General features: G+C 68.6%; 25 protein-coding genes and 1 pseudogene. 3 read left to right on the forward strand and 23 right to left on the reverse strand.

What is annotated here, in order from left to right; all coding sequences use genetic code 11:
- Nucleotides 1-350 precede the first annotated feature (350 nt).
- A complete protein-coding gene (gene murA / locus RR1_RS09680) occupies nt 351-1,625 on the reverse strand; it encodes a UDP-N-acetylglucosamine 1-carboxyvinyltransferase (RefSeq protein WP_010839848.1) in 1,275 nt (424 codons plus the stop codon).
- Between the two features lie 54 nt (nt 1,626-1,679).
- Between murA and RR1_RS09685 the strand changes: the two genes are divergently transcribed.
- Entirely contained in the window at nt 1,680-2,252 is a 573-nt protein-coding gene (locus RR1_RS09685; protein WP_010839847.1) for a cob(I)yrinic acid a,c-diamide adenosyltransferase, read from the forward strand.
- 10 nt (nt 2,253-2,262) lie between these two features.
- Here RR1_RS09685 and RR1_RS09690 read toward each other — a convergent pair whose 3' ends face one another.
- From RR1_RS09690 to RR1_RS22865, 22 genes are all read right to left on the reverse strand, one after another.
- Entirely contained in the window at nt 2,263-2,712 is a 450-nt protein-coding gene (locus tag RR1_RS09690; protein ID WP_010839846.1) for a DUF2550 domain-containing protein, read from the reverse strand.
- A gap of 38 nt (nt 2,713-2,750) precedes the next feature.
- Nucleotides 2,751-3,119, reverse strand: a complete 369-nt coding sequence (locus tag RR1_RS09695; RefSeq protein WP_010839845.1) for a F0F1 ATP synthase subunit epsilon — start codon at nt 3,117-3,119, stop codon at nt 2,751-2,753.
- Between the two features lie 6 nt (nt 3,120-3,125).
- Nucleotides 3,126-4,574 (reverse strand): F0F1 ATP synthase subunit beta, encoded by a 1,449-nt coding sequence (gene atpD, locus RR1_RS09700; RefSeq protein WP_010839844.1) that lies wholly within the window; start codon nt 4,572-4,574, stop codon nt 3,126-3,128.
- 3 nt (nt 4,575-4,577) lie between these two features.
- Nucleotides 4,578-5,549, reverse strand: coding sequence for a F0F1 ATP synthase subunit gamma (locus RR1_RS09705; RefSeq protein ID WP_010839843.1), 972 nt, complete (start codon nt 5,547-5,549; stop codon nt 4,578-4,580).
- Nucleotides 5,550-5,597: 48 nt separating this feature from the next.
- Nucleotides 5,598-7,241, reverse strand: coding sequence for a F0F1 ATP synthase subunit alpha (atpA, locus tag RR1_RS09710; RefSeq protein ID WP_010839842.1), 1,644 nt, complete (start codon nt 7,239-7,241; stop codon nt 5,598-5,600).
- A gap of 75 nt (nt 7,242-7,316) precedes the next feature.
- Entirely contained in the window at nt 7,317-8,144 is an 828-nt protein-coding gene (locus RR1_RS09715) for a F0F1 ATP synthase subunit delta (protein ID WP_010839841.1), read from the reverse strand.
- 5 nt (nt 8,145-8,149) lie between these two features.
- Complete coding sequence (locus RR1_RS09720; protein WP_010839840.1) at nt 8,150-8,707, reverse strand: F0F1 ATP synthase subunit B; 558 nt, start codon at nt 8,705-8,707, stop codon at nt 8,150-8,152.
- A 9-nt stretch (nt 8,708-8,716) separates the two neighbouring features.
- Nucleotides 8,717-8,959 (reverse strand): ATP synthase F0 subunit C, encoded by a 243-nt coding sequence (locus RR1_RS09725; protein ID WP_010839839.1) that lies wholly within the window; start codon nt 8,957-8,959, stop codon nt 8,717-8,719.
- 97 nt (nt 8,960-9,056) lie between these two features.
- Nucleotides 9,057-9,839 (reverse strand): F0F1 ATP synthase subunit A, encoded by a 783-nt coding sequence (gene atpB, locus RR1_RS09730; protein WP_010839837.1) that lies wholly within the window; start codon nt 9,837-9,839, stop codon nt 9,057-9,059.
- 331 nt (nt 9,840-10,170) lie between these two features.
- Entirely contained in the window at nt 10,171-10,641 is a 471-nt protein-coding gene (locus RR1_RS09735; protein ID WP_040774954.1) for a Cg1360 family ATP-synthase-associated protein, read from the reverse strand.
- Nucleotides 10,642-10,724: 83 nt separating this feature from the next.
- Complete coding sequence (locus tag RR1_RS09740) at nt 10,725-11,969, reverse strand: glycosyltransferase family 4 protein (RefSeq protein WP_010839835.1); 1,245 nt, start codon at nt 11,967-11,969, stop codon at nt 10,725-10,727.
- Nucleotides 11,970-12,021: 52 nt separating this feature from the next.
- On the reverse strand, nt 12,022-12,681 hold the full coding sequence (locus RR1_RS09745; RefSeq protein WP_010839834.1) for an L-threonylcarbamoyladenylate synthase: 660 nt from the start codon (nt 12,679-12,681) through the stop codon (nt 12,022-12,024).
- A gap of 25 nt (nt 12,682-12,706) precedes the next feature.
- On the reverse strand, nt 12,707-13,693 hold the full coding sequence (gene prmC, locus RR1_RS09750) for a peptide chain release factor N(5)-glutamine methyltransferase (protein ID WP_010839833.1): 987 nt from the start codon (nt 13,691-13,693) through the stop codon (nt 12,707-12,709).
- Nucleotides 13,694-13,705: 12 nt separating this feature from the next.
- On the reverse strand, nt 13,706-14,782 hold the full coding sequence (gene prfA / locus RR1_RS09755) for a peptide chain release factor 1 (RefSeq protein ID WP_040774906.1): 1,077 nt from the start codon (nt 14,780-14,782) through the stop codon (nt 13,706-13,708).
- Nucleotides 14,783-14,873: 91 nt separating this feature from the next.
- Entirely contained in the window at nt 14,874-15,116 is a 243-nt protein-coding gene (gene rpmE / locus RR1_RS09760) for a 50S ribosomal protein L31 (protein ID WP_010839831.1), read from the reverse strand.
- A gap of 230 nt (nt 15,117-15,346) precedes the next feature.
- Nucleotides 15,347-17,362 carry a transcription termination factor Rho gene (gene rho / locus RR1_RS09765; RefSeq protein WP_010839830.1) on the reverse strand — a complete coding sequence of 672 codons (2,016 nt, stop codon included), beginning with the start codon at nt 17,360-17,362 and terminating at the stop codon, nt 15,347-15,349.
- A gap of 457 nt (nt 17,363-17,819) precedes the next feature.
- Nucleotides 17,820-18,761, reverse strand: a complete 942-nt coding sequence (gene thrB, locus RR1_RS09770) for a homoserine kinase (protein WP_040774903.1) — start codon at nt 18,759-18,761, stop codon at nt 17,820-17,822.
- 55 nt (nt 18,762-18,816) lie between these two features.
- Nucleotides 18,817-19,899 carry a threonine synthase gene (gene thrC, locus RR1_RS09775; RefSeq protein WP_010839827.1) on the reverse strand — a complete coding sequence of 361 codons (1,083 nt, stop codon included), beginning with the start codon at nt 19,897-19,899 and terminating at the stop codon, nt 18,817-18,819.
- Nucleotides 19,896-21,215 carry a homoserine dehydrogenase gene (locus RR1_RS09780; RefSeq protein WP_010839826.1) on the reverse strand — a complete coding sequence of 440 codons (1,320 nt, stop codon included), beginning with the start codon at nt 21,213-21,215 and terminating at the stop codon, nt 19,896-19,898. The genes thrC and RR1_RS09780 overlap by 4 nt, the downstream gene beginning before the upstream one ends.
- Entirely contained in the window at nt 21,212-22,633 is a 1,422-nt protein-coding gene (gene lysA, locus RR1_RS09785) for a diaminopimelate decarboxylase (RefSeq protein ID WP_040774900.1), read from the reverse strand. The genes RR1_RS09780 and lysA overlap by 4 nt, the downstream gene beginning before the upstream one ends.
- A complete protein-coding gene (gene argS, locus RR1_RS09790) occupies nt 22,630-24,282 on the reverse strand; it encodes an arginine--tRNA ligase (protein WP_010839824.1) in 1,653 nt (550 codons plus the stop codon). Before argS ends, lysA begins: the two co-directional genes overlap by 4 nt.
- A 117-nt stretch (nt 24,283-24,399) precedes the next feature.
- A complete protein-coding gene (locus RR1_RS22865; protein ID WP_010839823.1) occupies nt 24,400-24,600 on the reverse strand; it encodes a hypothetical protein in 201 nt (66 codons plus the stop codon).
- Here RR1_RS22865 and RR1_RS09795 point away from each other — a divergent pair.
- Both RR1_RS09795 and RR1_RS09800 read left to right on the forward strand, forming a co-directional pair.
- Nucleotides 24,533-25,347, forward strand: a pseudogene (locus RR1_RS09795) (thioredoxin-like domain-containing protein). The gene RR1_RS22865 and the pseudogene RR1_RS09795 sit on opposite strands and share 68 nt — an antisense overlap.
- Nucleotides 25,347-26,054 carry a DUF305 domain-containing protein gene (locus RR1_RS09800; protein WP_040774898.1) on the forward strand — a complete coding sequence of 236 codons (708 nt, stop codon included), beginning with the start codon at nt 25,347-25,349 and terminating at the stop codon, nt 26,052-26,054. Before RR1_RS09795 ends, RR1_RS09800 begins: the two are co-directional and overlap by 1 nt.
- Nucleotide 26,055: the final 1 nt, after the last annotated feature.

A 26,055-nucleotide genomic window follows, 5' to 3' on the forward strand; every position in this document is an offset into this window, starting at 1 on the left:
CAGACCAGCCGTCACACCACACAAAAAATGTGGCGCGCCAAAAAATTGGCACTGACATTCATCGACACACTGTTGAGTTCTCAAAGAACACGCACACACCAACCACACCGACCCGAAAGCCGACACAACCGGGATGACTAGTTCCACCCACAAACACCTGCAGGCGCGGACCACAACCCTACACGAGAGTCTGTCCTGACCGCCAGGCGCACCCCGTACAACCTCGTTCACTCACCACACTCGAAAGCCGGGAGTCGGTGTCCGTGTCGCTCTGACTCGAAGAAAACTACGCCACCGCACCTTCATCCACCAAATCGCCTGGTCAGCGGGGCGCAGGCGACGATCGGCCGTCAGTGGCGGTCGGGATCGGGCACCCCGACGCGCTCGATCACGCCGCCCAGAGCCGCGAGCTTCTCGACGAACTCGGGGTACCCCCGGTCGATGTGGAAGACGTCGTGCACCTCGGTCACTCCCTCGGCGCAGAGCCCCGCCAGCACGAGGCCGGCGCCGGCGCGAATGTCGGACGACCAGACCGGCGCACTCGACAGCTGCGGAATCCCGCGGACTACGGCGTGGTGGCCGTCCGTGCGGGCATCGGCACCCAGTCGGATCATCTCCTCGACGAACCGGAACCGAGCCTCGAACACGTTCTCGGTGATCATCGACGTCCCGTCGGCGACCGCGGCCAGGCCGATGGCCATGGGCTGGAGGTCGGTGGGAAAGCCCGGGAACGGGAGCGTCGCGAAGTTGACGGCCTTCGGCCGCTCGGGCTGACGCACACGGAAGCCGTCGGCGTAGTCGGTGACCTCGGCCCCCGCCGAGCGAAGTTTGTCGAGCACGAGCCCGAGGTGCTTCGGGTTCACCCCGGTCACCCGCACATCGCCGCGGGTCATCGACGCCGCGATCCCCCACGTTGCCGCGACGATGCGGTCGCCGATCACGCGGTGCGTCGTCGGGTGCAACCGATCGACGCCGTCGATGGTCAACGTCGACGATCCCGCGCCCGAGACGCGTGCACCCATCTGCACGAGCATCGTGCACAGGTCGACGATCTCGGGTTCGCGCGCGGCGTTGTCGATGACCGTCTGGCCCTTGGCGAGGACTGCAGCCATGAGGATGTTCTCGGTGGCACCGACCGACGGGAAAGCGAGGCGAATCGCCGCGCCCTCGAGATCCTCGGCCTGCGCGACCACACACCCGTGTTCGATCGTGCTGTTGGCGCCCAGCAGTCGCAGCCCCGACTGGTGCATGTCGAGCGGCCGCGACCCGATCGCGTCGCCACCCGGCAACGCGACCACGGCCTGCCGGCACCGAGCCACGAGCGGGCCCAGCACACACACCGACGCACGGAACTGCCGGACCGCCGCGAAGTCGGCGTGATACTTCGGCTCCGCGGGAGTCGTGATGTATGCGACCGAGCCGTCGAGCTCGACGTCGCAACCCAGCCCGCGCAGCACCTCCGCCATCAACGGCACGTCGAGGATGTCCGGGCAGTTCTCGACGACGGTCGTGCCCTCGGTCAGCAACGCGGCAGCCATGAGTTTGAGCACGCTGTTCTTCGCGCCACCGACCGCCACGTCACCTTCGAGGCGGTTGCCGCCGGTCACCAAGAAACGTTCGCTCACAGTCCTACAGCCTAAGCGCAAGGGCCTTCGTACGCCGCAGGGTACGGTGACGCAATGGCGGTGCATCTCACCAAGATCTACACCCGGACCGGTGACGACGGCACGACGGGCCTGAGCGATTTCTCCCGTGTCGCCAAGACGGATCCTCGTCTCGTCGCCTACGCCGACTGCGACGAGACGAACGCCGCGATCGGTGTCGCGCTCGCCGACTCCGAGGTTCCGGACCGAGTCGCCCACGTCCTGCACTGGATCCAGAACGATCTGTTCGACGCCGGAGCCGATCTCGCGACGCCGCACGTGGCGAACCCCGAGCATCCGCCGCTCCGCATCACCGACGCCTACGTGACGCGGCTCGAGGAATGGTGCGACGAGTTCAACGCCGCGCTGGCGCCGCTGAACTCGTTCGTGCTTCCCGGCGGCACGTTGCTGTCGGCCCATCTGCACGTCGCGCGCACCGTCGCCCGGCGTGCGGAACGCTCGGCCTGGGCTGCGGTCGATCACGCACCCGAGACGACGAGCCTCCTGCCGGCGAAGTACCTCAACCGGCTGTCCGACCTGCTCTTCGTGCTGTGCCGCGTCGCGAATCCGGACGGCGACGTCCTGTGGCGCCCGGGCGCCGGAGCCTGAACTCCCGGATTCACTGGATACGACGGCGCTGACTGCGACCGTCCGGCCGGGACTCGACCCACGACAGGAATGCCGTCAGCGCACCGACGTCGAACGCGATCTCGTAGCTGCGCTCGCCGTCGATGTCGGCCGAATCGGTGAGTTCGACGATCACTGTGTCCTCGGTCATGATGTCGAACTCGTTGCCCGTGGCGCTTCGCCGTCCGGTGACCTCGATGCCGCCCCGCGTGAGCCGGGCATCCGGACCGGGACGCAGGCTGGAGAGTTTGAAGAACACCAGCGTGCTCTCCCCGTAGCGGACGATCCCGTGCCGCCACCCCGACCCGGGGCCCGCGGGGAGGGTGCGCATGATCGCCGCGGTCCCCCCACGGTGAAGCACGCGCAACCGATACAGAAAAGCCGCGACGAGAGACACGAGCAGCACGGCCAGAACGATCGTGAGAATCGTTCCGGCCGTCACTGCTGAGCTCCCGTCGCGGCTTGTCCGGCGTGGATCCGCTAGGCCCGCTCAGCGGCGCGAAGACGTCCGCGAGCAACTGCCACGGCATGCTCGTCGTCGCCCGCATCGGCCAGCGCGGCCTTGGCGGCCTCGACGTCGATGTCACTCGCGAGATCGGCGGACTCCGCGAGCACCGTCACGGTCTCCGCCGTCACCGACAGGAAACCGCCGTGGATCGCGGCGACGATCCGATCGCCCTCCACCGGGTGGATGACGACGACGCCCGACTCGACGAGCTGACCGAGGACCGGTTCGTGACCGGGCATGATGCCGATCTCGCCCTCGGTGGTCTGCGCGACGACAAGGCTCGCCTTGCCGGACCAGACGCGCTCCTCGACGGCGACGACGTCAACGGTCATGTCTGCCATGTCGGACTACTTTCCGGCGATCTTCTTGGCAGCGGCCTCGACGTCGTCGAGTCCGCCGAGGCTGTTGAACGCCTGCTCGGGGAAGTGATCGAACTCGCCCTTGCACACGCGGTCGAACGCCTCGATCGTGTCGCGCAGCGGCACGACCGAACCCGGCTGACCGGTGAACTTCTCGGCGACGATGAAGTTCTGGCCGAGGAACCGCTGGAGGCGACGTGCACGGCCGACGAGGACCTTGTCCTCCTCGGAGAGCTCGTCCATACCGAGAATCGCGATGATGTCCTGCAGTTCCTTGTACTTCTGCAGGATTCGCTTGACCTCGTTCGCGACGCGGAAGTGGTCCGCGCCGACGATCGACGGCTCGAGGATCCGCGAGGTCGACGACAGCGGGTCGACCGCCGGGTAGATACCCATCTGCGAGATCGGACGCGAGAGCTCGGTGGTGGCGTCGAGGTGCGCGAACGTGGTCGCCGGCGCCGGGTCGGTGTAGTCGTCGGCGGGGACGTAGATCGCCTGCAGCGACGTGATCGACCGGCCACGCGTCGAGGTGATGCGCTCCTGGAGCACACCCATCTCGTCGGCCAGGGTCGGCTGGTAACCGACGGCGGACGGCATACGGCCGAGCAGCGTCGAGACCTCCGAACCGGCCTGCGTGAAGCGGAAGATGTTGTCGATGAACAGGAGCACGTCCTGGCCCTGGACGTCGCGGAAGTACTCCGCCATCGTCAGTGCCGACAGCGCGACGCGCATACGCGTTCCGGGCGGCTCGTCCATCTGGCCGAACACGAGGGCGGTGTCCTGGAGGACGCCCATCTCTTCCATTTCCAGGTAGAGATCGGTGCCCTCACGCGTGCGCTCACCGACGCCCGCGAACACCGAGGTGCCCGAGAACTCACGCGCGATACGGGTGATCATCTCCTGGATCAGAACGGTCTTGCCGACACCGGCACCACCGAACAGACCGATCTTGCCGCCCTTGACGTACGGGGTCAGCAGGTCGATGACCTTGATGCCGGTCTCGAGGATCTCGGTCTTGCCCTCGAGCTGGTCGAAGGCCGGCGGCTTGCGGTGGATGCCCCACTGCTCGCCGTCACGGCCGGTGCCAGGAGCGTCGAGGCAGTCGCCGAGCGCGTTGAAGACGTGGCCCTTGACGACGTCGCCGACGGGAACCGAGATCGGCTTGCCGGAGTCGACGACGGCGGCGCCACGGACGAGTCCGTCCGTCGGCTGCATCGAGATGGTGCGGACCATGTTGTCGCCGAGGTGCTGTGCGACCTCGAGCGTCAGGGTCTTCGCGACCGATGCCAGGGTGACCTCGGCGTTGAGTGCGTTGAACAGTTCGGGAACGGCTCCGCGCGGGAACTCGACGTCCACGACGGGGCCGATCACCCGCACGACGCGGCCGGCGAGCTCGTTCGCCCCCGCTGTGCCCTTGTCGGTTACTGCTGAGGTCATTGTCTAGTCACTTCCTGCCAGCGCGTCCGCGCCGCCGACGATCTCGCTGATTTCCTGGGTGATCTGTGCCTGACGAGCCTGGTTCGCCTGACGCGTCAGGGTGTTGACCAGATCGTTGGCGTTGTCCGTCGCGGCCTTCATCGCGGTACGGCGAGCCGCGTGCTCCGAAGCCGCGGCTTCGAGAAGTGCCGCGTAGATGCGGGTGTTCACGTACTTCGGCAGCAGGGCCGAGAGCAGCTCTTCCGCATCGGGCTCGAAGCTGAAGTCCGGCGTGGGCTCGTCGTCCTTGGGAACCACGCTGTCCGAGAGCATGTCCTCGCCGAGCTCGATCTCCTCGGTCGTGACGGTGACCTCGAGCGGCGCGACACGACGCACCTCGGGACGCTGGGTCAGCATCGACACGAAACGCGTGTACACGATGTGCAGTTCGTCGACGCCTTCGACGGTACCTTCACCGTCCGGTGCCTCGACCTGCTCGCCCGACCCTGCCATGAACAGGTCGACGAGGTGACGTGCCGCTTTGTTCGCATCGGCGTACCGCGGCTTCTCCGAGAAGCCGGTCCACGCTCCCGCGACGTCGCGGTCGCGGAACGTGTAGTAGCCGAGGCCCTTCTTGCCGAGCACGTACGGAACCGGATCCTTGCCCTCGCTGCGCAGCAGCTGGTACAGCTCTTCGGCTTCCTTGAGCACGTTGGCGTTGTAGGCGCCGCACTGGCCACCATCGCTGGTGACGACGAGTACCGCGGCACGCTTGGGTTCCGCGCGCTCGGTGAGCAGCGGATGGTCGAGTGCGGTCGACGCGCTCGCCAGCTCGCTGAGCACCTTGGTGATCTCGTCCGAGTACGGCTTCGACGCCGAGACCCGGCTCTGCGCCTCGGTGATCCGCGAGGTCGCGATCAGTTCCCGAGCCTTGGTGATCTTCTTGGTCGAGTTGACCGACTTGATGCGCGAACGCAGTTCGCGAATGCTGGCCATCGATCGATCACTCTCCCTTCGTCTGTCGCAGTGTCAGGACCGCGCGGCTCACTTGTGGACGGACTTCCGCTTGACGGAGACCTGCTCCTGGTTGACCTCGTCGGCCGCGAGGGTGTCCGCCTCGGCCTCGTTGACGACGCGGTTGCCGTCGGACGTGAGGAAGCCCTGCTTGAACTTCTCCGTCGCGTCGAGGAGCGCCTTCTGGTTGTCGTCGTCGAGGACCTTGCCACCCGAGATCGAGTCGAAGACGCCGGTCGCGTTGCGGTGCAGGTCGTCGAGCAGCTCCGACTCGAAGCGGCGGACGTCACCGACGGGGACGCTGTCGTAGACACCTTCGCCGGCGAGCCAGATCGACACGATCTGATCCTCGACGGGAACCGGCGAGAACTGGTCCTGCTTGAGCAGTTCGGTCAGGCGAGCACCGCGGTCGAGCTGAGCCTTCGACGCGGCGTCGAGGTCCGACGCGAACGCCGAGAACGATTCGAGCTCACGGAACTGCGCGAGTTCGAGACGCAGCGAGCCGGAGACCTTCTTCATGCCCTTGGTCTGTGCGGCACCACCGACACGGGACACCGAGATACCCACGTTGATGGCGGGACGCACGCCCTGGTTGAAGAGGTCGGACTCGAGGAAGACCTGGCCGTCGGTGATCGAGATGACGTTGGTCGGGATGTACGCCGAGACGTCGTTGGCCTTGGTCTCGATGATCGGCAGACCCGTCATCGAACCGCCGCCGAGGTCGTCGGAGAGCTTCGCGCAACGCTCGAGCAGACGCGAGTGCAGGTAGAAGACGTCACCGGGGTATGCCTCACGTCCCGGCGGGCGACGCAGCAGCAGCGAGATGGCGCGGTAGGCCTCGGCCTGCTTGGTCAGGTCGTCGAACACGATGAGGACGTGCTTGCCCTCGTACATCCAGTGCTGGCCGAGTGCCGAGCCGGTGTACGGCGCGAGCCACTTGAAGCCGGCGGAGTCGGACGCGGGGGCCGCGACGATGGTCGTGTAGTCCATCGCGCCGGCCTCTTCGAGCGACTGCTTGACGCCCGCGATGGTCGAGCCCTTCTGGCCGACGGCGACGTAGATGCAGCGAACCTGCTTCGTGGGGTCGCCCGACTCCCAGTTGGCCTTCTGATTGAGGATCGTGTCGATGCAGACCGCGGTCTTGCCGGTCTTGCGGTCACCGATGACGAGCTGGCGCTGGCCACGGCCGATCGGGGTCATCGCGTCGATGGCCTTGATGCCGGTCTGCATCGGCTCCTCGACGGGCTGACGCTCGAGAACCGACGCCGCCTGGAGCTCGAGCGCACGGTTCTCGCTCGACTCGATGCCGCCGAGGCCGTCGATCGGCTGACCGAGCGGGTTGACGACGCGGCCGAGGTAGCCGTCGCCGACCGGCACCGACAGAACGTCGCCCGTCCGCTTGACCTCCTGGCCCTCGGCGATCGCCTCGTACTCGCCGAGGACGACGGCACCGATCTCGGTCGCATCGAGGTTCAGCGCGACGCCGAGGACGCCGCCCGGGAACTCGAGGAGTTCGTTGGCCATCGCCGAAGGCAGGCCACTGACATGCGCGATGCCGTCACTCGTGTCGGTCACCACGCCGACCTCCTCGCGGGAGGCCTCCGGTGAGTAGTTCGCGGTGTAATTGTCGATCGCGCTACGGATCTCGTCGGAGGAGATCGTCAGCTCCGCCATGTTCTTCCTGCTCTCGGTATCTGGTCTTCGAAAAGATCGGGGAATTGGTCTGTGCCGTCGGCGAACGTGGCCCGGCTACGCGAGTCCGCGCCGCAGCGCAGCGAGTCGCCCTGCCGCACTGCCGTCGACGACCTCGTCGCCCACGCGGACGACGAGACCTCCGAGGAGTTCGGGGTCGACCTCGTTGTGCACCGTCACGGGCTTGCCGTACATGCGGGTGAGCGTCGTCGCCAGCCGATCCGCCTGCTGCGTGCTCAGTGCGCTGACGCTGGTCACCTTGGCGACCAGGTTCTCGCGCTGAGCTGCAGCGAGGTTCGACAGTGCGTCGAACGCGTCCGCGGGAGCCGTCCCGCGGAGCCGGCCGACGGCCTGCACCGCGAGTGCCTCGCCGACCGCGGTCGCCTTGCCGTACAGAAGGCTCGTGAGGAGTTCCTTCTTGCGGCGCGGCGTCGTCGCACGGTCCGACAGGGTCTGCTCGAGTTCCGGATTCCCTGCGACGATGCGGCCGAGTCGGAACAGCTCGTCCTCGACGGTGTCGAGCTGGTTCTGATCGGCTGCGGCCTTCAGCAACGATTCCCGGCCGAGGAGCACGAGCGAGTCGAGCAGGTCTCGGGGCGCGGACCAGTCCTGAGCCACCGCCGTCGTGAGGACGGCGAGCGCCTCGGCGCTGATCTTGCCGCCGAAGATCTGCTCGGCCAGTCCCGAACGGGCCGCCGCGGGCGCCGATGCGTCGGACACCGCCGCGGCGAGGCCGCGGGAGTCGTCCAGCGTGTCGACAACCGAGAACAGGTCCGTTCCGGTCTGAGCCGCGGTCGCGGTCGCTGCCCCCGGGGAGACGGCGTCCACGGCCGAGGACAACGCAGCACGGGTCTGCGTCAAGGCCTCACGGCTCGCTGCGTACATGGGCCTCACTTCCCTGCTGCGGTCTTGTCGACGGAGTCGAGTTCGTCGAGGAAGCGGTCGATCGATCCGGCGCGCTTGACGTCGTCCGACAGCGACTCGCCGATGACCTTCTCCGCGAGGTCGACGGCCGTACGGCCGAGGTCTCCGCGCAGTTCGGTGACGATCTGCTGACGCTGCGCCGCGAGCTGGGTGTGACCCGCAGCCACGATGCGCTCGCTCTCCTCCTGGGCCTGTGCCTTCATCTCCGTGATGATCTGCTGGCCCTGCAGTCGCGCGTCCTCACGGATCTGCGCTGCTTCGGTGCGAGCCTCGGCGAGCTGCGCTCGGTACTGCTCGAGCGTCTCCTTCGCCTCGACCTGCGCCTCTTCGGCGCGCTGGAGACCGCCCTCGATCTTGTCCGTGCGCTCGTCGAGCACCTTCTGTGCCATCGGAAGCACGAACTTCCAGAAGACGAACGCGACGACAGCCAGGGCGACGATCGACCAGACGATGTCGTACACCGCGGGGAGGAGCGGGTTCTGCTCACCTTCCGCCGCGAGTACTGCGATGGTTGCTGCTGCCATGTCGGTGTCTTAGAAAATGAAGCCGGCGACGAGGCCGATCAGGGCGAGGGCCTCGGTGAAGGCGATACCGAGGAACATCGTGGTACGGACCTGTCCGGCCATCTCGGGCTGACGGACCATGGACTCCATCGCCTTGCCGACGAGGATACCGATGCCGATGCCGGGGCCGATGGCCGCGAGACCGAAGCCGATGGCGCCGTAACCGCGGACGGTGGTCTCAGCCGCTTCCTGTGCCAGGTACGCGAGGCTCATGGTGATTGTTTCCCTTTCTGTTGGCCCTCACCGGGATCGGTGGGGGCTCAGTTCTCGGTGTGGCCGCGTTCCCTCGGGGACGGCCGGTCGAAAAGTTCTAGTGCGAGTCCGCGTGCAGCGAGGTGTCGATGTACACCGACGTCAGCAGCGCGAAGACGTAGGCCTGCAGGAAGATGACCAGCAGCTCGAAGAAGGTGAAGCCGATCGCGGCCGCCACCGACGCGACACCGAAGATCGCGGTGAAGTTGCCGGCCTCGAAGAAGAAGTACCAGGCCGAGCTGAAGAACAGCACGAGCAGGATGTGGCCCGCGAGCATGTTGGCCATGAGACGAACCATGAGCGTGAACGGCCGCAGGATGAAGGTCGAGATGAACTCGATCGGGATCAGCAGCACGTGCAGGGCGGGTGGCACGTTCGGAACGACGACCGAGCTCTTGAAGTACGTGAGGAAGCCGTACTTCTTGATACCGACGTAGACGAACGTCCCCCACGCGAACAGCGCGAGCACCATCGGCATCGCGATTCGGCCGTTCGACGAGATGTTGAGGAACGGTGTGACGCCCGAGATGTTCGTCGCGAGAACGATGAAGAAGATCGTCGCGATGACGGGGAGGAACCTACGGCCCTGTTCCTTGCCGAGGATCTCCTCGGCGATGTGGATCCGCACGAAGTCGATCGCGAACTCGGCGACGTTCTGCACGCCACGCGGAACGAGCTTGGGGCTGCGCAGGGCGATCACGAAGAACAGCAGCAGGGCCGCGACCATGATCAGCCGGATCATGATCAGTCGATCGATCTCGAACGGTGTTCCACCGAAAAGGATGGCAGGCGGGTTGAAGTCGGCCAGTGTGGGCGGCGAAAAGCCCTCGCCCGCAGCCAAGAGTGTGACGCTCAGCGGTCTCTCCCGTAGTCGGTCCGCAGTCGAAGTCGGCCTGCGGTTCGATCGGACAGTGGTGGTTCGATCGGACGATCTTCCGGCCGACGAGGTCCGTTCGCGGAATCGTCAGCTCTCCCGGGGGAATGCTGTCGGCGTCGGCTGCTCTCGTCGACCCGGCGGTACGCATGGCGCCCGCCGCACAAATCGCAGTGGACACGCGTATCCGCACGCGGAATGCGCCCTTTGTGCCTGCTTGGCCCGAACCTTATCAAGACATCTACGACAGTGTGTAGGCGGGTCCCGGCCTGCGACGACGGTGGCCGGAGCACCCGCGCTACTCCTTCGTGTCGGACGAAGACGGCTCTCCCGCCACCCCCGCTCCGCCTCGAGTGTTCGGCTCCACGTACAGCATCTTACTCCCCAGTACGCCCCAGGTTTCCGAGCCCAGCACGAGAATCAACGCGCCTACCATCACGATCGCCAGCGAGGTCCGGCTGTAGAAGTCGAGCGGGCTCAGCAGACCGAGGGCGATGAGGGCGACGGCCATCTTCAGCAGCCAGCTGCCGAGCAGGACGGCAGCGGCCGTGAGGGGCGGAAGTTTCGCCGTCGCGAGCACGGTGACGGCGGTGATGAGGACGAACCCGCCGCCGATCCCGGCGCCGAGCAGCGCGCCCCAGACTCCCGGGAGTCCCGCGACGAGACCCGAGACCGCGACGCCGATCACGGCGAGGGCGACGAGACCGAGTGCACCGAAACGCACTGCGCGGCGCAGCGCCGCCGTCGATCCACCGCTCGGCATCATCATGGCGTCCGGATCGGACGAGGGCTCGGAGTTCGGCGCGGCCGCGGAATGCGGCGGTACGCCGGGGTTCGGGGAGGTCACGATACTCAAGGGTAACCGATGTCCGAATCAGCCCGATTCTGCGGCGACGGGCCCGGGGGCGACTCCCGGCCACGACGCAACGACGGCACCGCCGTCACGATCAGCGCGAACAGCAGTCCGCCCGCGAGCAGCAGCACCACGACGCGGCGATCGAACAGCGCAGTGCCGACCGCGCCGAAGGCGAGGACCCCGACCCACAGGTAGATCAGCAGGACGACACGGCGGTGCGAGTGGCCGATCTGGAGCAGCCGGTGGTGCAGATGCATCTTGTCGGGGCTGAACGGGCTCACCCCGGCGCGCGTGCGGCGTACGACTGCGAGCAGGAGATCGAGAATCGGAACGAACATCACCGCACCGACGAGCAGCAGCGGCGTGAAGAGACCCAGCAGGTCGCGGCTGCCGTACGCGTTGAGCGAGATGCGGCCCGACGCGCTCGTCGCGATCGCCGCCAGCATGAGGCCGATGAGCATCGAGCCGGAATCGCCCATGAAGATCCGGGCGGGCTGGAAGTTGTGCGGCAGGAAGCCGAGACACGCGCCGGCGAGCGCCGCCGCGAGCAGCGCCGGCGGATAGGCGCTGACGTCGCCGCCCTGATCGTGCAGCAGACCCGCCGAGAACACGCAGATCGCGACGGAGGCGATGAGCCCGAGGCCCGCGGCGAGGCCGTCGAGTCCGTCGACGAAGTTCATCGCGTTGATCATCACGGCAGCGACGGCGACCGTCATGAGCCCGGCCTGCAACTGGTCGAGGACGATCGTCGTCCCACCGTCGCCGAAGGGCAGGTAGATGATGTACCAGCTCACGCCCATCACGACGAGGATTCCGGCGGCGGTCACCTGGCCGACGAACTTGGTGAGCGCATCGAGTCCCCAGCGGTCGTCGACGACGCCGACGAGCACGATCACGAATCCGGCGATGAGGACCGCCGGTATGTCGTTGTTGAACTCGAACCCACGCGTCAACGCAGGGAGTTGCGTCGCGAAGCCGAGCGCGACGAGGACACCGAGGTACATTCCGGTGCCGCCGAGCCGCGGCGTCGGCTGGACATGGACGTCGCGATCGCGCGGAACGGCCACGGCACCCGAGCGGATCGCGAGGACCCGCACGGCTCCCGTGGCGAGGAAGGTCACGACGGCCGCGGTGAGAAAGACCAGGAGCAGCTCACGGATCGGGACGCCCGCGCCACCGCCGCCGTAGCCGAACGTCGACCCCACCGCCAGCAGCGACTCGGAGCCGGGTACGACGATCACCTCGACGACGCTACCGCGCGCCGCACCGCCGTCCCGTCGCGAAACACCGGGATCACTCGGCGCCTGCGAGATCGGCCGGCGACATGCCGAGGACGGTCGCGATGTCGTCGAGCGAGACTGCGCCTTCGCGCAGCACGCGCGGCGTCGCACCCGTGAGATCGACGATCGTCGAGGCGACGGCGTGCTCCGCGGGGCCACCGTCGAGATACACGCTCACGAGCCCGCCGAGCTGATCGCGGGCCTCACCGACCGTCGTCGCCGGCGGATTCCCGGACACGTTGGCGCTCGACACGGCGAGCGGTCCGACGTCGCGCAGCAGTTCGAGCGCGACGGGGTGCAGGGGCATCCGCAGCATCACGGTGCCGCGGGTGTCGCCGAGGTCCCACGCGAGCGACGGCGCCTGTTCGACGACGAGACTCAGCCCGCCCGGCCAGAAGGCGCGTACGAGTTCGCGCGCCTGCGGAGTCACGCTGTAGACGAGTCCGTCGATCGTGTTCCACGAGCCGACGAGAACCGGGACGGGCATGTCGCGGCCCCGGCCCTTCGCGCGCAGCAGGGCGTCGACGGCGTCGCTGTCGAACGCATTGGCGGCGATGCCGTACACCGTGTCCGTGGGCACGACGACGAGCCGGCCCGCCTCGAGAGCGTTCTTCGCGGCACCGAGACCCGCTGCGCGGGAATCCTCACTGCCGCAGTCGTATACGGAACTCACACGCTCATCCTTTCATTCGGCCGGTTCAGTCGGCCGACGAGGGCTGCGCCGACGGCTCGGGTACGGGCTCGGTGCGCTCGGGCTTCGGCCCGCCCAGCACCCGCCCGCCGGTCTGCGACATGCGCTGCGATTCGACGGCCGTCGCGACGCGATGCGCGACGACGAAACGCGGCCGGCCGGCGAGGTCGGCGTGCTCGGAGACGTTGCCGAAGACGCGGCGCTGCGAGAACAGCTCGGCGACACGCTCGCCGTGCGAGTCGTCGTGCTCGATGCCCGCCGCTCCCCCGATCCGCAACCATCGCGCGATGTTGGAGACCATCGGCTTGATGACGGACAGTCCGTCCGCGCCGCCGAACAGCGCGAGATGCGGGTCGTGATCGGCCACCTCGGGTTCGAGGTCGGCTCCCTCCGGAACGTACGGCGGATTCGCGACGACGACGTCGACACGCCCTTCCAGGGCCGTGAGCAGCTCGCGCTGGGTGACGTCGCCCTGATGGAGATGGACGGGGGTGTCCCCCGCGGCCTCGCGCGCCCGCGCGTTGCGACGGGCCCACGACAGCGCAGCGGAGTCGAGTTCGACGGCGTGGACGACGGCGTCGGGCCGCTCGTGGGCAATCGCGAGCGCGAGCGCACCCGAGCCGGTGCACAGGTCGAGAACGACGGGCGCGCGATCGGTGACGCGCTGGAGATGCGAGAGCGCCCATTCGAGCAGGAGTTCGGTCTCCGGCCGCGGGACGAACACTCCCTCACCGACCTCGACGTCGATCGCGCCCACGGCCGCCGTCCCGAGAATGTACTGGAGCGGGATCCGCTCGGCGCGTCGCGCGACCATCTCGTCGAGACGTTCGACGATGTCGCCGTCGACCAGCGGGACGAGCCCGAGTCGCGTGCGTGACGTGCCGAGCAGGTGCGCCGCGAGGAGTTCGGCGTCGGTGCGGGCGTTCGGGACGCCCGCGGCCTCGAGGCGTGCCGTCGCGTCGGTGAGAGCGAGGCGAAGGGGATGGCGGCTCACGGGACCAGCTTCCTACTCGGCTTCGAGCCGTGCACGGCGATCGGCCTCGACGAGCGCGTCGAGCAGTGCGCCCATGTCGCCGTCGAGCACGGCGTCGAGATTGTGCGCCTTGTAGCCGATGCGATGGTCGGCGATGCGGTTCTCCGGGAAGTTGTATGTCCGGATCCGCTCCGAGCGGTCGACGGTGCGCACCTGGCTCGCGCGCTCCGCGGACGCCTCCGCCTCGGCGGCCTCCTCGGCGGCGGCCTGCAACCGCGCGGCGAGGACCTGCATCGCGCGCGCCTTGTTCTGCAGCTGCGAACGCTCGTTCTGGCAGGTCACGACGATGCCGCTCGGCAGATGCGTGATGCGGACCGCCGAGTCGGTCGTGTTGACGCCCTGACCGCCCTTGCCGGACGACCGGTACACGTCGATGCGCAGGTCGGCGTCGTCGATGTCGATCTGCTCCGCTTCCTCCGGCTCCGGGTAGACGAGGACTCCCGCCGCCGACGTGTGGACGCGGCCCTGCGACTCAGTCACGGGCACCCGCTGCACGCGGTGCACCCCGCCCTCGAACTTCAGCCGCGACCACACGCCGTCACGCGTCGCCTCGCGTGCCGCGATCGACAGCGTGAGGTCCTTGTAGCCGCCGAGGTCCGACTGCGCTCCGCCGAGAACGGTGACCCGCCAGCCCTGCCGCTCGGCGTAGCGCGTGTACATCCGGGCGAGGTCGGCCGCGAACAGGGCCGACTCCTCGCCGCCCTCACCGCTCTTGACCTCGAGGACGATGTCGTCGCCGTCGTGCGGGTCGCGCGGGGCGAGCAGGTCGGTCAGCTGGGCGTCGAGCTCTGCTGCAGCACGCTCGAGTTCCGGGATCTCGGCCGCGAAGGCCGGATCGTCGGCAGCGAGTTCCCGCGCCGCGGCGAGGTCGTCCTGTGCGCCCTGAAGCTTGCGGTACGTCGCCATGATCGGGGCCAGTTCGGCGAAGCGTTTGCCCACGCGGCGTGCTGCGGAGGCGTCGCCGTGCAGCGCCGGATCCGCGAGCTGCTGCTCGAGTCCGGCGTGTTCGGCGAGGATGTCGTCGATCGCCGACGGCGACGTGCGTGCCATGTTTCGTTCCACTCCTGCTGATGTTCGTGCCGGTTGCGCAAAAACGCCGACGCCCGGCCTGCGATGTGCAGGACGGGCGTCGGCGAAACGGCTAGGAGTTGGCGGAGTCCGCCTTCTTCGCGCCACGATCGCGACGGCCGTAGCGGGCCTCGAACCGTGCGACGCGTCCGCCGGTGTCGAGGATCTTCTGCTTGCCCGTGTAGAACGGGTGGCACTGCGAGCACACTTCCACGTTGATCCGGCCGCCCTCGGCGGTGCTGTGGGTGTCGAACGTGTTCCCGCAACCACAGACCACGGTGGTGGCGTGGTAGTCGGGGTGAATACCTGACTTCATGGTGTCCCTTTCGATGGCCGCCGGGTCACCTTCGCCTGCCGAAGGTGTGAACCGGAACCGGACTCGGCCGTTCAGTATGCCAGAGCAGCGGCGACGGCCGACAATCGCGCCTGCTGTGTTTCCCAACGCTGCGGCGCCCCGTCGTGTTCCCGGGTTGGGGCGCTTCGCGCTCGTGCGTGATTCTCCGGTGTGGGGACCGGAAGATCACGCACGAGCGGCGGAGCCGCCCACTAGTCGTCGAGCGCTCCGCCGGGAGCGTTCTTCGACACCTGCATGAGGAACTCGATGTTCGACTTCGTCTTCTTGAGCCGGTCCATCAGCAGATCGATCGCCTGGTGCGAGTCGAGGGCCGACAGCACGCGCCGCAGCTTGTGCACGACGGCGAACTCGTCCGGACTCATGAGGAGCTCGTCCTTACGGGTGCTCGACATGTTGACGTCGACCGCCGGGAAGACGCGGCGCTCCGCGATCTTGCGATCGAGCTTGAGCTCGGCGTTGCCCGTGCCCTTGAACTCCTCGAAGATCACCGTGTCGCCGGTCGAACCGGTCTCGACGAGCGCCGAGGCGATAATCGTCAGCGAACCGCCGTTCTCGATGTTGCGGGCGGCACCGAGGAAACGCTTCGGCGGGTACAGCGCCGTGGAATCGACACCACCGGACAGGATTCGTCCCGACGCGGGCGAGGCGTTGTTGTACGCACGGCCGAGGCGGGTGATCGAGTCGAGCAGCACGACGACGTCCTGGCCCTGCTCCACGAGGCGCTTCGCCCGCTCGATCGCGAGTTCGGCGACGGCCGTGTGGTCGGACGGCGGGCGGTCGAACGTCGAGGCGATGACCTCGCCGTTCACCGATCGCGTCATGTCGGTGACCTCTTCGGGACGCTCGTCGACGAGGACGACCATGAGGTGGCACTCGGGGTTGTTGCGGGTGATCGCGTTCGCGATGTCCTGCAGCACCGTCGTCTTGCCTGCCTTCGGCGGGCTGACGATGAGCGCACGCTGACCCTTGCCGATCGGCATGACGAGGTCGATGACGCGTGTCGTGTACCGATTCTGGTCGGTCTCGAGCCGCAGCCGCTGGTTCGGGTACAGCGGGGTGAGCTTGTTGAACTCGGAACGGCCACGCGCCGATTCGGGCTCGCCACCGTTGACGGTGTCGATCCGCACCAGCGGGTTGAACTTCTGGCGCTGATTCTGCTGCTGCTCGCCCTCACGCGGAACGCGCACGGCGCCCGTGATGGCGTCGCCACGGCGCAGTCCGTTCTTGCGGATGAGGTTCATCGACACATAGACGTCGTTCGGTCCCGGCAGATAACCCGAGGTCCGGACGAACGCGTAGTTGTCGAGGACGTCGAGGATGCCGGCGACCGGCTGCAGGACGTCGTCCTCGCGAATCTCGACGTCGCCGCCGCCACCGCCCTCGCCGCGATCGCGTCCGCGACGGCGCTCACGGAACCGGCGGCCCCGCCGGCCGCGACCGCCCTCGTCGTCGTCGCCCTGATCGCGGTTGCCGCCACCCTGGCCACCCTGATTGCCCTGGTTGCCGCCCTGATCACGGTTGCCCTGATCGCGGTTCTGGTCGCGGTTTCCCTGGCCGCGGTTACGACGGTTTCCGCCGTCGCCCCGCTGCCCGTCGCCACGCTGCTGACCGTCGTTCTTCTGGCCGCCGTCGTTCTTCTGGCCGCCGTCGTTCTTCTGGCCGCCGTCGTTGCGGGACTGGTCGTTCTGCTTCTGCTGACCGCCGTCGTTCTTCGGCTGGTCCTGCTTGTCGTTCTTGGGCTGCTCGTTCTTCGGCTGCTCGTTCTTCGGCTGCTCGTTCTTGCCACGGCCGCCGTCACGCTGCTCGCTGCCCGCGTTCACCGGCTGTTCCGGGGCGGCGACGCCGTCGATCGTCGTCTGCTCGCCCGCAGGTCCTGCGGCACGGCGCGATCCGGACCGGCGTGCACGGCGCGGCCGGTCCTCGCCGTCCTCGGCGGCGGGCGCGGCGCTCTCGGCCGGCGCGCTGGGCGCCACCGCCTTCTCGCCTGACGGCTTGCCCGAGCCCTGGCGCTCCTTGATCGCGGCGATGAGGTCGCCCTTGCGCATCCCGGAGGTGCCCTTGATGCCGAGCTCGCCCGCGAGGGCGCGCAACTCGGCCAGCACCATGCCCGACAGCCCACCGGAGCGCCGAGCTTCGGCGCGCTTGGTCGAGGCCGTGACGGCGTTGTCCGCCTGCACCGGGCTGGTCGTGAGTTCCGTATCGGTCACGGAGGTCCTTTCCTTACCCCGGTCGCGGTCGTGCGACTCGAGGGTTCGTCCCGTAAACCCGGTCGCATCGGACGGATTTCGGATTCGCCGTACGTGGGTGCGATCGAGAAACTGTCGGCTGTGCCCGCCACCCGCTGAGACATTCGGGGGATGTTCGAACCCGGCACGGGTGTGCGGAGAGTTCCCACCAGGATCTCACCGAACCAGGACCTCACCGAAAAAGTGACCCCACCGATGATGTGGGGACGAGCCCGACTCGGGAAGACCCGAACCGAGAGCTCTTCGTCGATGCGATTCGCCTCGATGATGCGATTGCCCTGGATGAATCACCGGCGTCTGATTGCGCACGATGTACGGACACTGCCCACTCTAGCGATCTGCCAGCGTGTGAGCAAGCGTACCGGCACGCGCGTCTCGGTTTCCGACCGGCCGGTACGGCGCCGCGACGACCTGCGTCTCACGCCCGGTGGACGCCGCCGCTCACCGCGAGATCGAGCACCCGCAGTCCGTCGTGCTCGGCCTCGCTGCGGAGGTCGGCCGGGATCGTCTCGGTCCCGAGCGCGAGCACCGTGGGCCCGGCGCCCGACACGGTCGCGGCGATGCCGCGTTCGCGCAGCCTGCCGACCCAGCGGGTCGTGAGCGGCAGCGCGGGCGCCCGGTGCGGCTGATGCAGCATGTCCTCCGTGGCCGGCAGCAGCAGCTCGGGATTCGTCGTCAGCGCGACGACGAGCAGGGCGCTCCGGCTCGCGTTGAACGCGGCGTCGCCGTGCGGGACGAGGTGCGGCAGCAGACCACGCGTGTGCGCAGTCGACGACCGCTCGGTGGGGACGAGGACGCAGGCCCGCAGGTCCGGGTGGGTGTCGAGTCGTACCGCGCGGAAGACCTTCGCGAGCGCCGACTCGCCCGTGTTCTCGTCGTTGCTGCTCCACGAGACGACGGCGCCGCCGAGGACACTCGCCGCGGCGTTGTCGGGATGGCCTTCGAACTCCGAGGACAGCTGGACGAGCTGGGCGTCGGACAGTCCGTGAGTGGGGTCGAGCTCACGCGCGAGCTCGCTCGCCGCGAAGAGCCCGCCCACAGCTGCCGATGCCGACGATCCGAGCCCCCGCGAGTGCGGAATGACGTTGCGGCACACCACGTCCAACCCGTCCGCCCATACCCCGGCAGCCTCGAGGCCACGCTCGATCGCACGAACGACGAGATGCGACGGATTGCACGGAACGTCCTCGGCGCCCTCCCCGACGACCTCGATGTTCAGCCCGGATTCGGTTGTCGTGACCGTGATCTCGTCGTACATGCCGAGCGCGAGACCCAGCGTGTCGAAGCCCGGCCCGAGATTGGCGCTCGACGCGGGCACCCGCACGGTGACGGTGATTCCGCTGGGAAGGGTTTCGGTCATGGCTGGTTTCCGGATCGACGAATCATGGTGTGCCGCGGTCACGGGAGCGTCCGCGCTACGCGAGTTCGAGGGCCGCGGCGACCGCGACCGGATCGACGGGAATCGGCTCCACGTGCGGCATTCCGCGCAGCGCCGTGTCGGGGTCCTTGAGGCCGTTGCCCGTCACGGTGCACACGACGGTGAGCCCGGAGTCGAGCCAGCCCTCCTCGCGCGCGGCGAGCAGGCCCGCGATGCTCGCGGCCGACGCGGGCTCGACGAAGACGCCCTCGGTGGCCGCGACGAGGCGGTACGCGGCGAGGATCTCGTCGTCGGTCGCGGCGCGGAACGCGCCGTCCGACTCCTCCTTCGCCGAGACGGCGCCGTTCCAGGACGCCGGCGACCCGATGCGGATCGCGGTTGCGATCGTCTCGGGATCGCGCACGGGCTCGCCCGTCACGAGCGGGGCCGCTCCGGCCGCCTGCACCCCGAGCATCCGCGGACGCGACGTCGTGACGCCGTCCGCGTGGTACTCGGAGTAGCCGCGCCAGTACGCGGTGATGTTGCCGGCGTTGCCGACGGGAAGCGCGTGGACGTCGGGCGCCTTGCCGAGCGCGTCGCAGATCTCGAACGCCGCGGTCTTCTGGCCTTCGATGCGCACCGGGTTCACGGAGTTCACGAGCGCGATGGTGGGGAACTCGGCCGTCGTCTTGCGGGCGAGTTCGAGGCAGTCGTCGAAGTTGCCCTCGACCTGGATGATCTTCGCACCGTGCATCACGGCCTGCGCGAGCTTGCCCATCGCGATCTTGCCCTGCGGCACAAGCACGGCGCACGTCATCCCGGCGCGGGTCGCATACGCGGCGGCCGACGCGGACGTGTTGCCCGTCGATGCGCACAGCACCGCCTGCTGGCCGCGTGCGCGTGCATCGGTCACGGCCATCGTCATCCCGCGGTCCTTGAACGACCCGGTCGGGTTGAGCCCCTCGACCTTGAGATACACGTCGCAACCGGTGATCTCGGAGATGTGGTTCGCGCGGATCAGCGGCGTGTTGCCCTCGTGCAGCGTCACGGTCTGCCAGTCCGGGCCGATCGGGAGCCGGTCACGGTACGCCTCGATGAGCCCCGGCCAGGGCGTGTGGACTGCGGACGGGATCCCGGTCATCGGTGTGTGCCCTCCAGTCGCAGCACGCTGGTGACGGCTGTGACGAATTCGAGTTGTTCGAGCGCGCTCACGGTCGCCGACAACGCCGAGTCGCTCGCGGTGTGCGTGACGACGACGAGCCGCGCCCCGGTGCCTTCACCCTCCTGGCGGACCGTCGAGATGCTCACGCCGTGCTGCGCGAACTCCGCCGCGACGGCCGAGAGGACGCCGGCCTTGTCCGCTACCTGCATGTTGACGAAGTACCGCGTCGGGATGTCGCCGATCGGCGCGATCTCGAGGTTCGCGTACTTGCTCTCGCGCGGGCCACGGCCGCCGTTGACCTTGTTGCGCGCGGCCATCACGACGTCGCCCATGACGGCGGACGCCGTGGGGGCACCACCGGCGCCCTGGCCGTAGAACATGAGCCGCCCGGCGTTCTCCGCCTCGACGACGACGGCGTTGAACGCGCCGCCGACCGTCGCGAGCGGATGCGAGTCGGGAACGAGCGCCGGGTAGACGCGTGCCGAGATCCGGTCGCGGCCGCCCGGCGAGGGCACCCGCTCGCAGATCGAGAGCAGCTTGATGGTGCACCCCAGTGCGTGCGCGGACTCGAAGTCCTGCGGTGTGATGGCCGAGATGCCCTCGCGGTGCACGTCGCTCGCGCTCACCCGGCTGTGGAATGCGATCGACGCGAGGATCGCGGCCTTCGCCGCGGCGTCGAATCCCTCGACGTCGGCGGTCGGATCGGCCTCCGCGTAACCGCGGTTGCCTGCTTCCGCGAGCGTCTCGCCGTAGTCGGCGCCGGTCTCCGACATCGCGGAGAGGATGAAGTTGGTGGTGCCGTTGACGATGCCGGCGACGCGGTGGACGCGGTCGCCCGCGAGCGACTGCGTGAGCGGGCGGATCACGGGGATCGCGCCCGCCACCGCGGCCTCGAAGTAGAGGTCCACGTTGCGCGCCTCGGCCGCCTCGGCGAGCTCGCCCGTGTGCTCGGACAGCAGGGCCTTGTTCGCCGTCACGACGGACTTGCCGCTCGACAGGGCGGCGAGGACGAGCTCGCGCGGCAGCTCGATGCCGCCGATGAGCTCGACGACGATGTCGACGTCGTCGCGCTCGACGAGAGCGCGCGCGTCCGTCGTCACCAGGTCCGGGTCGAGGCCGCGGTCGCGCGAGGCGTCGCGAACCGCGATCCCCCGGAGCGCGAGCGGCGCACCGACGCGCTGCTGCAGGTCGTCGACCTGCTCCTGCAGGATGCGAACCACCTCGCTGCCGACGTTTCCGTAGCCGAGTACCGCGACTCCGACGGGCTGGTCGGCACCGAACTGTGCGCCGGTCACTGCTCCACCTCCAAAGCGATCAGGTCGTCGAACGTCTCTCTGCGCAGCATCACGCGCGAACGCCCGTCGCGTACCGCGACGACGGCGGGACGACCGAGCATGTTGTACCTACTCGACATCGAGTAGCAGTATGCACCGGTCGCCGCGACGGCCAGGAGGTCCCCCGGCCGGACGTCCTCGGGAAGCCACGTGTCGCGAATCACGATGTCGCCGGATTCGCAGTGCTTGCCGACGACTCGCGAGACGACGGGGCTGCCGTCTCCGGTCCGCGACACCAGCCGGCAGTCGTACTCGGCCTGATAGAGCGCGGTACGGATGTTGTCGCTCATCCCGCCGTCGACACTCACGTAGCGACGCGTCACGTTCGCGTCGACGTGGACGTCCTTGAGGGTCCCCACCTCGTACAGCGTGACGGTCCCCGGCCCGGCGATCGCGCGTCCGGGCTCGACGGCGAGCGTCGGCTCGGGCAGGCCCACGAAGGCGGACTCGGTGCGCACGATCTCGCGCAGCTTGGCGGCGAGATCGGCGACCGGCGGCGGATCGTCGCTGGACACGTACGAGATGCCGAGCCCGCCACCGAGATCGACGACGGACATCTGTGCGGTGCGGTCGACGCCGAAGCGGGCGACGACGTCGCGCAGCAGGCCGATGACGCGGTGCGCCGCGGCTTCGAAGCCGTCGACGTCGAAGATCTGCGAGCCGATGTGGCTGTGGAGGCCGACGAGCCGCAGGTTCTCGCTCGCGAAGACCTGCTCGACGGCCCGCATCGCGTTTCCTCCGGCGAGCGAGAAGCCGAACTTCTGGTCCTCGTGCGCGGTCGAGATGAACTCGTGGGTGTGTGCCTCGACGCCGACGGTGACCCGGATGAGGACGTCCTGCACGACGCCGGCGTCGCGGGCGACCTCGTCGAGCCGCTCGATCTCGTACTCCGAGTCCAGCACGACGTGACCGACGCCGGCAGCGACGGCGGCCCGGAGTTCGTCGACGGACTTGTTGTTGCCGTGGACCGCGATGCGCTCGGCGGGGAACCCGCCGTGCAGCGCCACCGCGAGTTCGCCGCCCGAGGCGACGTCGAGGCAGAGCCCTTCGTCGGCGACCCAGCGCGCGACCTCGGAGCACAGGAACGCCTTCGACGCGTAGTGGACTCGCGCGTCGGTCCCGAACGCGGCGACCATGTCGCGGCACCGGGAACGGAAGTCGTCCTCGTCGACGACGAACAGCGGAGTGCCGTAGCGCTGCGCGAGCTCGGTGACGGGGACGCCCGCGAGGGTCACCTCGCCGTCGTCGCCGCGGCGTGCACCGCGCGGCCACACGGCCGGGTCGAGGCGGGCGACCTCGTCGGCCGATGCCGGCCGTTCGGGCAGCCCGGGTGCGTGGAGCTGCTCGGCGTGCTTCGGTCCTGCGGGGTGTGCCATCACATCTTCTCCGGTGCGCTCACGCCGATGAGGTTCAGCCCGTTGGCGAGGACCTGCCGCGTCGCGCCGCACAGCGCGAGCCGCGCGGTGTGGATCGGCGCCGGCTCCTCGTCCCCTTGCGGGAGAACGCGGTTCGCGCCGTAGAAGCGGTGGTACGCGCCCGCGAGTTCTTCGAGGTACCGCGCGATCCGGTGCGGTTCGCGCAGGCTCGCGGCACTCGCGACGACGCGCGGGTACTCGCCGAGGGTGCGGACGAGGTCGCCCTCCTGCTCGGACACGAGCAGTGCGAGATCGGGGGCGTCGGCCGTCACGCCGAGGTCGCTCGCGGACCGGAGGATCGAGGAGAGTCGCGCGTGGGCGTACTGCACGTAGTAGACGGGGTTCTCGTTGCCCTCGCTCGCGTAGAGCTCGAGGTCGATGTCGATGCTCGTGTCGACCGACGAGCGGACGAGCGAGTAGCGCGCGGCGTCGACGCCGATGAGCTCGACGAGGTCGTCGAGCGTGACGACGGTGCCCGCGCGCTTGCTCATCCGGACGGGCTTGCCGTCGCGCACGAGGTTGACCATCTGGCCGATGAGGACCTCGACGGTGTCGGGGTCGTCGCCGAAGGCCGCAGCAGCGGCCTTGAGCCGGCCGATGTAACCGTGGTGGTCGGCGCCGAGCATGTAGATCGCGAGGTCGAAGCCACGCTTGCGCTTGTCCTGGAAGTACGCGATGTCACCGGCGATGTACGCGGCGTTGCCGTCGCTCTTGATGACGACGCGATCCTTGTCGTCGCCGAAGCGCGTCGACTCGAGCCACCAGGCGCCGTCCTTCTCGTACAGCGCACCCGAGTCCTTCAGCGTCTCCACGGCGCGCGCGACGGCACCCGACTCGAACAGCGAGTTCTCGTGGAAATACACGTCGAAGTCGACGCCGAAGTCGTGGAGGGTCGTCTTGATGTGCTCGAACATGAGGTCCACGCCGATCGAGCGGAACACCTCCTGCCGCTCGCCCTCGGGCAGCGAGAGAACGTCGGGGCGTGCCTGCTGGACCTGCTGCGCGGCGTCGGCGATGTAGGCGCCGGCGTAGCCGTTCTCGGGAGTGGGCTCGCCGAGCGCGGCGGCGACGAGCGACCGCGCGAAGCGGTCGATCTGCGCACCGTGGTCGTTGAAGTAGTACTCGCGCGTGACGTCGCCGCCCTGCGCCGTGAGAATGCGGCCCAGCGCGTCGCCGACCGCGGCCCAGCGCGTGCCGCCGAGGTGGATCGGACCGGTGGGGTTGGCCGACACGAACTCGAGGTTGATCCGCGTGCCCGCCAGCGTGTCGGCGCTACCGTAGGCGGCGCCCGCGGCGAGCACGTCCGAGACGATCGCGCCCTGCGCATCGGCCGCGAGCCGGATGTTGAGGAAGCCCGGACCCGCGACGTCGACGGCGTCGATCGCGGCGTTGCCGGTGAGCGCCTCGGCGAGCCAGCCCGCGAGTTCGCGGGGATTCGCGCCGACCTTCTTGCCGATCTGCATCGCCAGATTGGTGGCGTAGTCGCCGTGCTCCGGGTTGCGCGGACGCTCCACCGTCACCGCCGCGGGGAGTACCGAAGCGTCGAGGTCACGGCTCGTGAGAACGTCGGTGGCGGTCGCACGAAGGAGGTCGGCAAGGTCAGCGGGAGTCACAGGTATCCATCCTATGGGTTCGCCCGGCCGCGGTTGCCGACGGTCGCGGGATCGGCCGACCCAGAGAACTCTCAGGCGACGCCAGTAGAGTGGTGAAGCTGAACCTCAGTGGAAGCATCAACTTCCGGCGACCGATCCGGCCCCGCCGAACTCGGCCGCAGTCCCCGACCACGAAAGCGAATGACCATCGATGCCCAGCGGTCCCGGCGGTAAGTCGTCGAAGTCGTCCAGTGCCAAGTCATCGAAGGCGCTGAAGGCAGCCAAGAAGAAGTCTTCGGGCGGTGGCTCCGGCCGCCAGGTGAACGTGCCGTGGCTCACGATCGGCGCGGTCGTCGTCGCCGCGCTCGTCGGCGCACTCGCGTACAACCTGGTCCCGAAGTACCAGACCATCAGGAAGCGGAGCGCTGGGCGCCGACGGCGGAGAACCCCGACCCGTCGACCGCGATCGACGGCGTCACGGCGATCGACTATCCCGCCGGTATCCACGTGACGGGCACGCAGCGCGTCGCGTACGACCACGCCCCGCCCTTCGGCGGCCCGCACGACGGCGTGTGGGCGACCTGCACCGGCGTGGTCTACGAGGACCCGATCCGCAGCGAGAACGCGGTCCACTCGCTTGAGCACGGCGCAGTCTGGGTCACCTACGACCCCGAGCAGGTCTCGGGCGACTCCCTCGCCACGCTCGAGGACAAGGTCGACGGCGTCCCGTACATGATGCTCTCGCCGTACCCCGGTCTCGAGACGCCGATCTCGCTGCAGTCGTGGGGACGTCAGCTCCAGCTCGACGACGCCCAGGACGAGCGGATCGACCAGTTCGTCGCCGCACTGCGCCTGAACCCGAACACCTACCCCGAGGTCGGCGCGAGCTGCTCGACCATCCCGGGCAGCGGATTCGATCCCGACAACCCGCCGCCGTTCGATCCCTCGGAGCCCGGCCCTGACGCCGTCCCGATGGACGGTGGCGGAATCGAGCCGGATCCGTCCGAGGTCCGTAGCGGCGGCATGCAGCTGCCCGCGCAGGGCGGGCTCCCCGCCGAGGGTGGCGTTCCCGCGCAGGGTCAGTGATGACGGATCCGGCGCCGGAACCCCAGCCGACGCCGCGCAGCCAGCGCACGGCGCTGCTCGTCATCGGGGTCGTCGGCGTGCTCGTGCTCGGCTTCGCGATCGGTGTGCTGGCGCGGTTTCCGTTCGACGACTCCGGTCCGGCCGCTCCGGGTGAGGACTCGGTGGACGTCGGCTTCGCCCAGGACATGAGCGTCCACCACAGCCAGGCCGTCGAGATGTCGGCGGCGGTCCTGTCCTCCGAGGACGGCCACGTGCGCTCGCTCGCGTACGACATCCTCACGACGCAGCAGCATCAGCTCGGTCAGATGCAGGCGTGGCTGACGCTGTGGGGGCAGCCGCCGCTGCCCACGGGCGCGGGCTTCATGGAATGGATGGCGGACGACTCCGGCTCGCACGCGCACGGCGGCGTCCAGGGCGCCGCTCCGGCTGCGGACGGCGCGCTCGACCGGATGCCGGGCATGGCGTCGAGCGACGAGATGGCGCAGCTGCGGCAGGCGACCGGACCCGAGCAGGACGTGCTGTTCCTGCAGCTCATGCTGCGTCACCACGAGGGCGGACTGCCCATGATGGAGTACGGCGCGCAGCACGCGTCGGAGAGCGTCGTTCGCTCGCTCGCCCAGACGATGGTCGACACGCAGGAATCCGAGTCCGTCCTCATGCGGGACATGCTCGCGGCGCGGGGCGCCGAGCCGCTTCCGATGAACTGAC

This window comes from Rhodococcus rhodnii NBRC 100604 (genome assembly GCF_001894925.1).
GTDB classification, from domain to species: domain Bacteria; phylum Actinomycetota; class Actinomycetes; order Mycobacteriales; family Mycobacteriaceae; genus Rhodococcus_F; species Rhodococcus_F rhodnii.

Excerpts from the sequence above, each read along its gene's own strand:
- RR1_RS09685 (WP_010839847.1), top strand. The coding sequence starts at position 1,680 with ATGGCGGTGCATCTCACCAAGATCTACACCCGGACCGGTGACGACGGC.
- RR1_RS09695 (WP_010839845.1), bottom strand. The coding sequence starts at position 3,119 with ATGGCAGACATGACCGTTGACGTCGTCGCCGTCGAGGAGCGCGTCTGG.
- atpD (WP_010839844.1), bottom strand. The coding sequence starts at position 4,574 with ATGACCTCAGCAGTAACCGACAAGGGCACAGCGGGGGCGAACGAGCTC.
- RR1_RS09705 (WP_010839843.1), bottom strand. The coding sequence starts at position 5,549 with ATGGCCAGCATTCGCGAACTGCGTTCGCGCATCAAGTCGGTCAACTCG.
- atpA (WP_010839842.1), bottom strand. The coding sequence starts at position 7,241 with ATGGCGGAGCTGACGATCTCCTCCGACGAGATCCGTAGCGCGATCGAC.
- RR1_RS09715 (WP_010839841.1), bottom strand. The coding sequence starts at position 8,144 with ATGTACGCAGCGAGCCGTGAGGCCTTGACGCAGACCCGTGCTGCGTTG.
- RR1_RS09720 (WP_010839840.1), bottom strand. The coding sequence starts at position 8,707 with ATGGCAGCAGCAACCATCGCAGTACTCGCGGCGGAAGGTGAGCAGAAC.
- RR1_RS09725 (WP_010839839.1), bottom strand. The coding sequence starts at position 8,959 with ATGAGCCTCGCGTACCTGGCACAGGAAGCGGCTGAGACCACCGTCCGC.
- RR1_RS09735 (WP_040774954.1), bottom strand. The coding sequence starts at position 10,641 with ATGATGATGCCGAGCGGTGGATCGACGGCGGCGCTGCGCCGCGCAGTG.
- prfA (WP_040774906.1), bottom strand. The coding sequence starts at position 14,782 with ATGGCACGCACGTCGCCGTCGGCGATCGACGACATCCTCGCCGAACAC.
- rpmE (WP_010839831.1), bottom strand. The coding sequence starts at position 15,116 with ATGAAGTCAGGTATTCACCCCGACTACCACGCCACCACCGTGGTCTGT.
- thrB (WP_040774903.1), bottom strand. The coding sequence starts at position 18,761 with ATGACCGAAACCCTTCCCAGCGGAATCACCGTCACCGTGCGGGTGCCC.
- thrC (WP_010839827.1), bottom strand. The coding sequence starts at position 19,899 with ATGACCGGGATCCCGTCCGCAGTCCACACGCCCTGGCCGGGGCTCATC.
- RR1_RS09800 (WP_040774898.1), top strand. The coding sequence starts at position 25,347 with ATGACGGATCCGGCGCCGGAACCCCAGCCGACGCCGCGCAGCCAGCGC.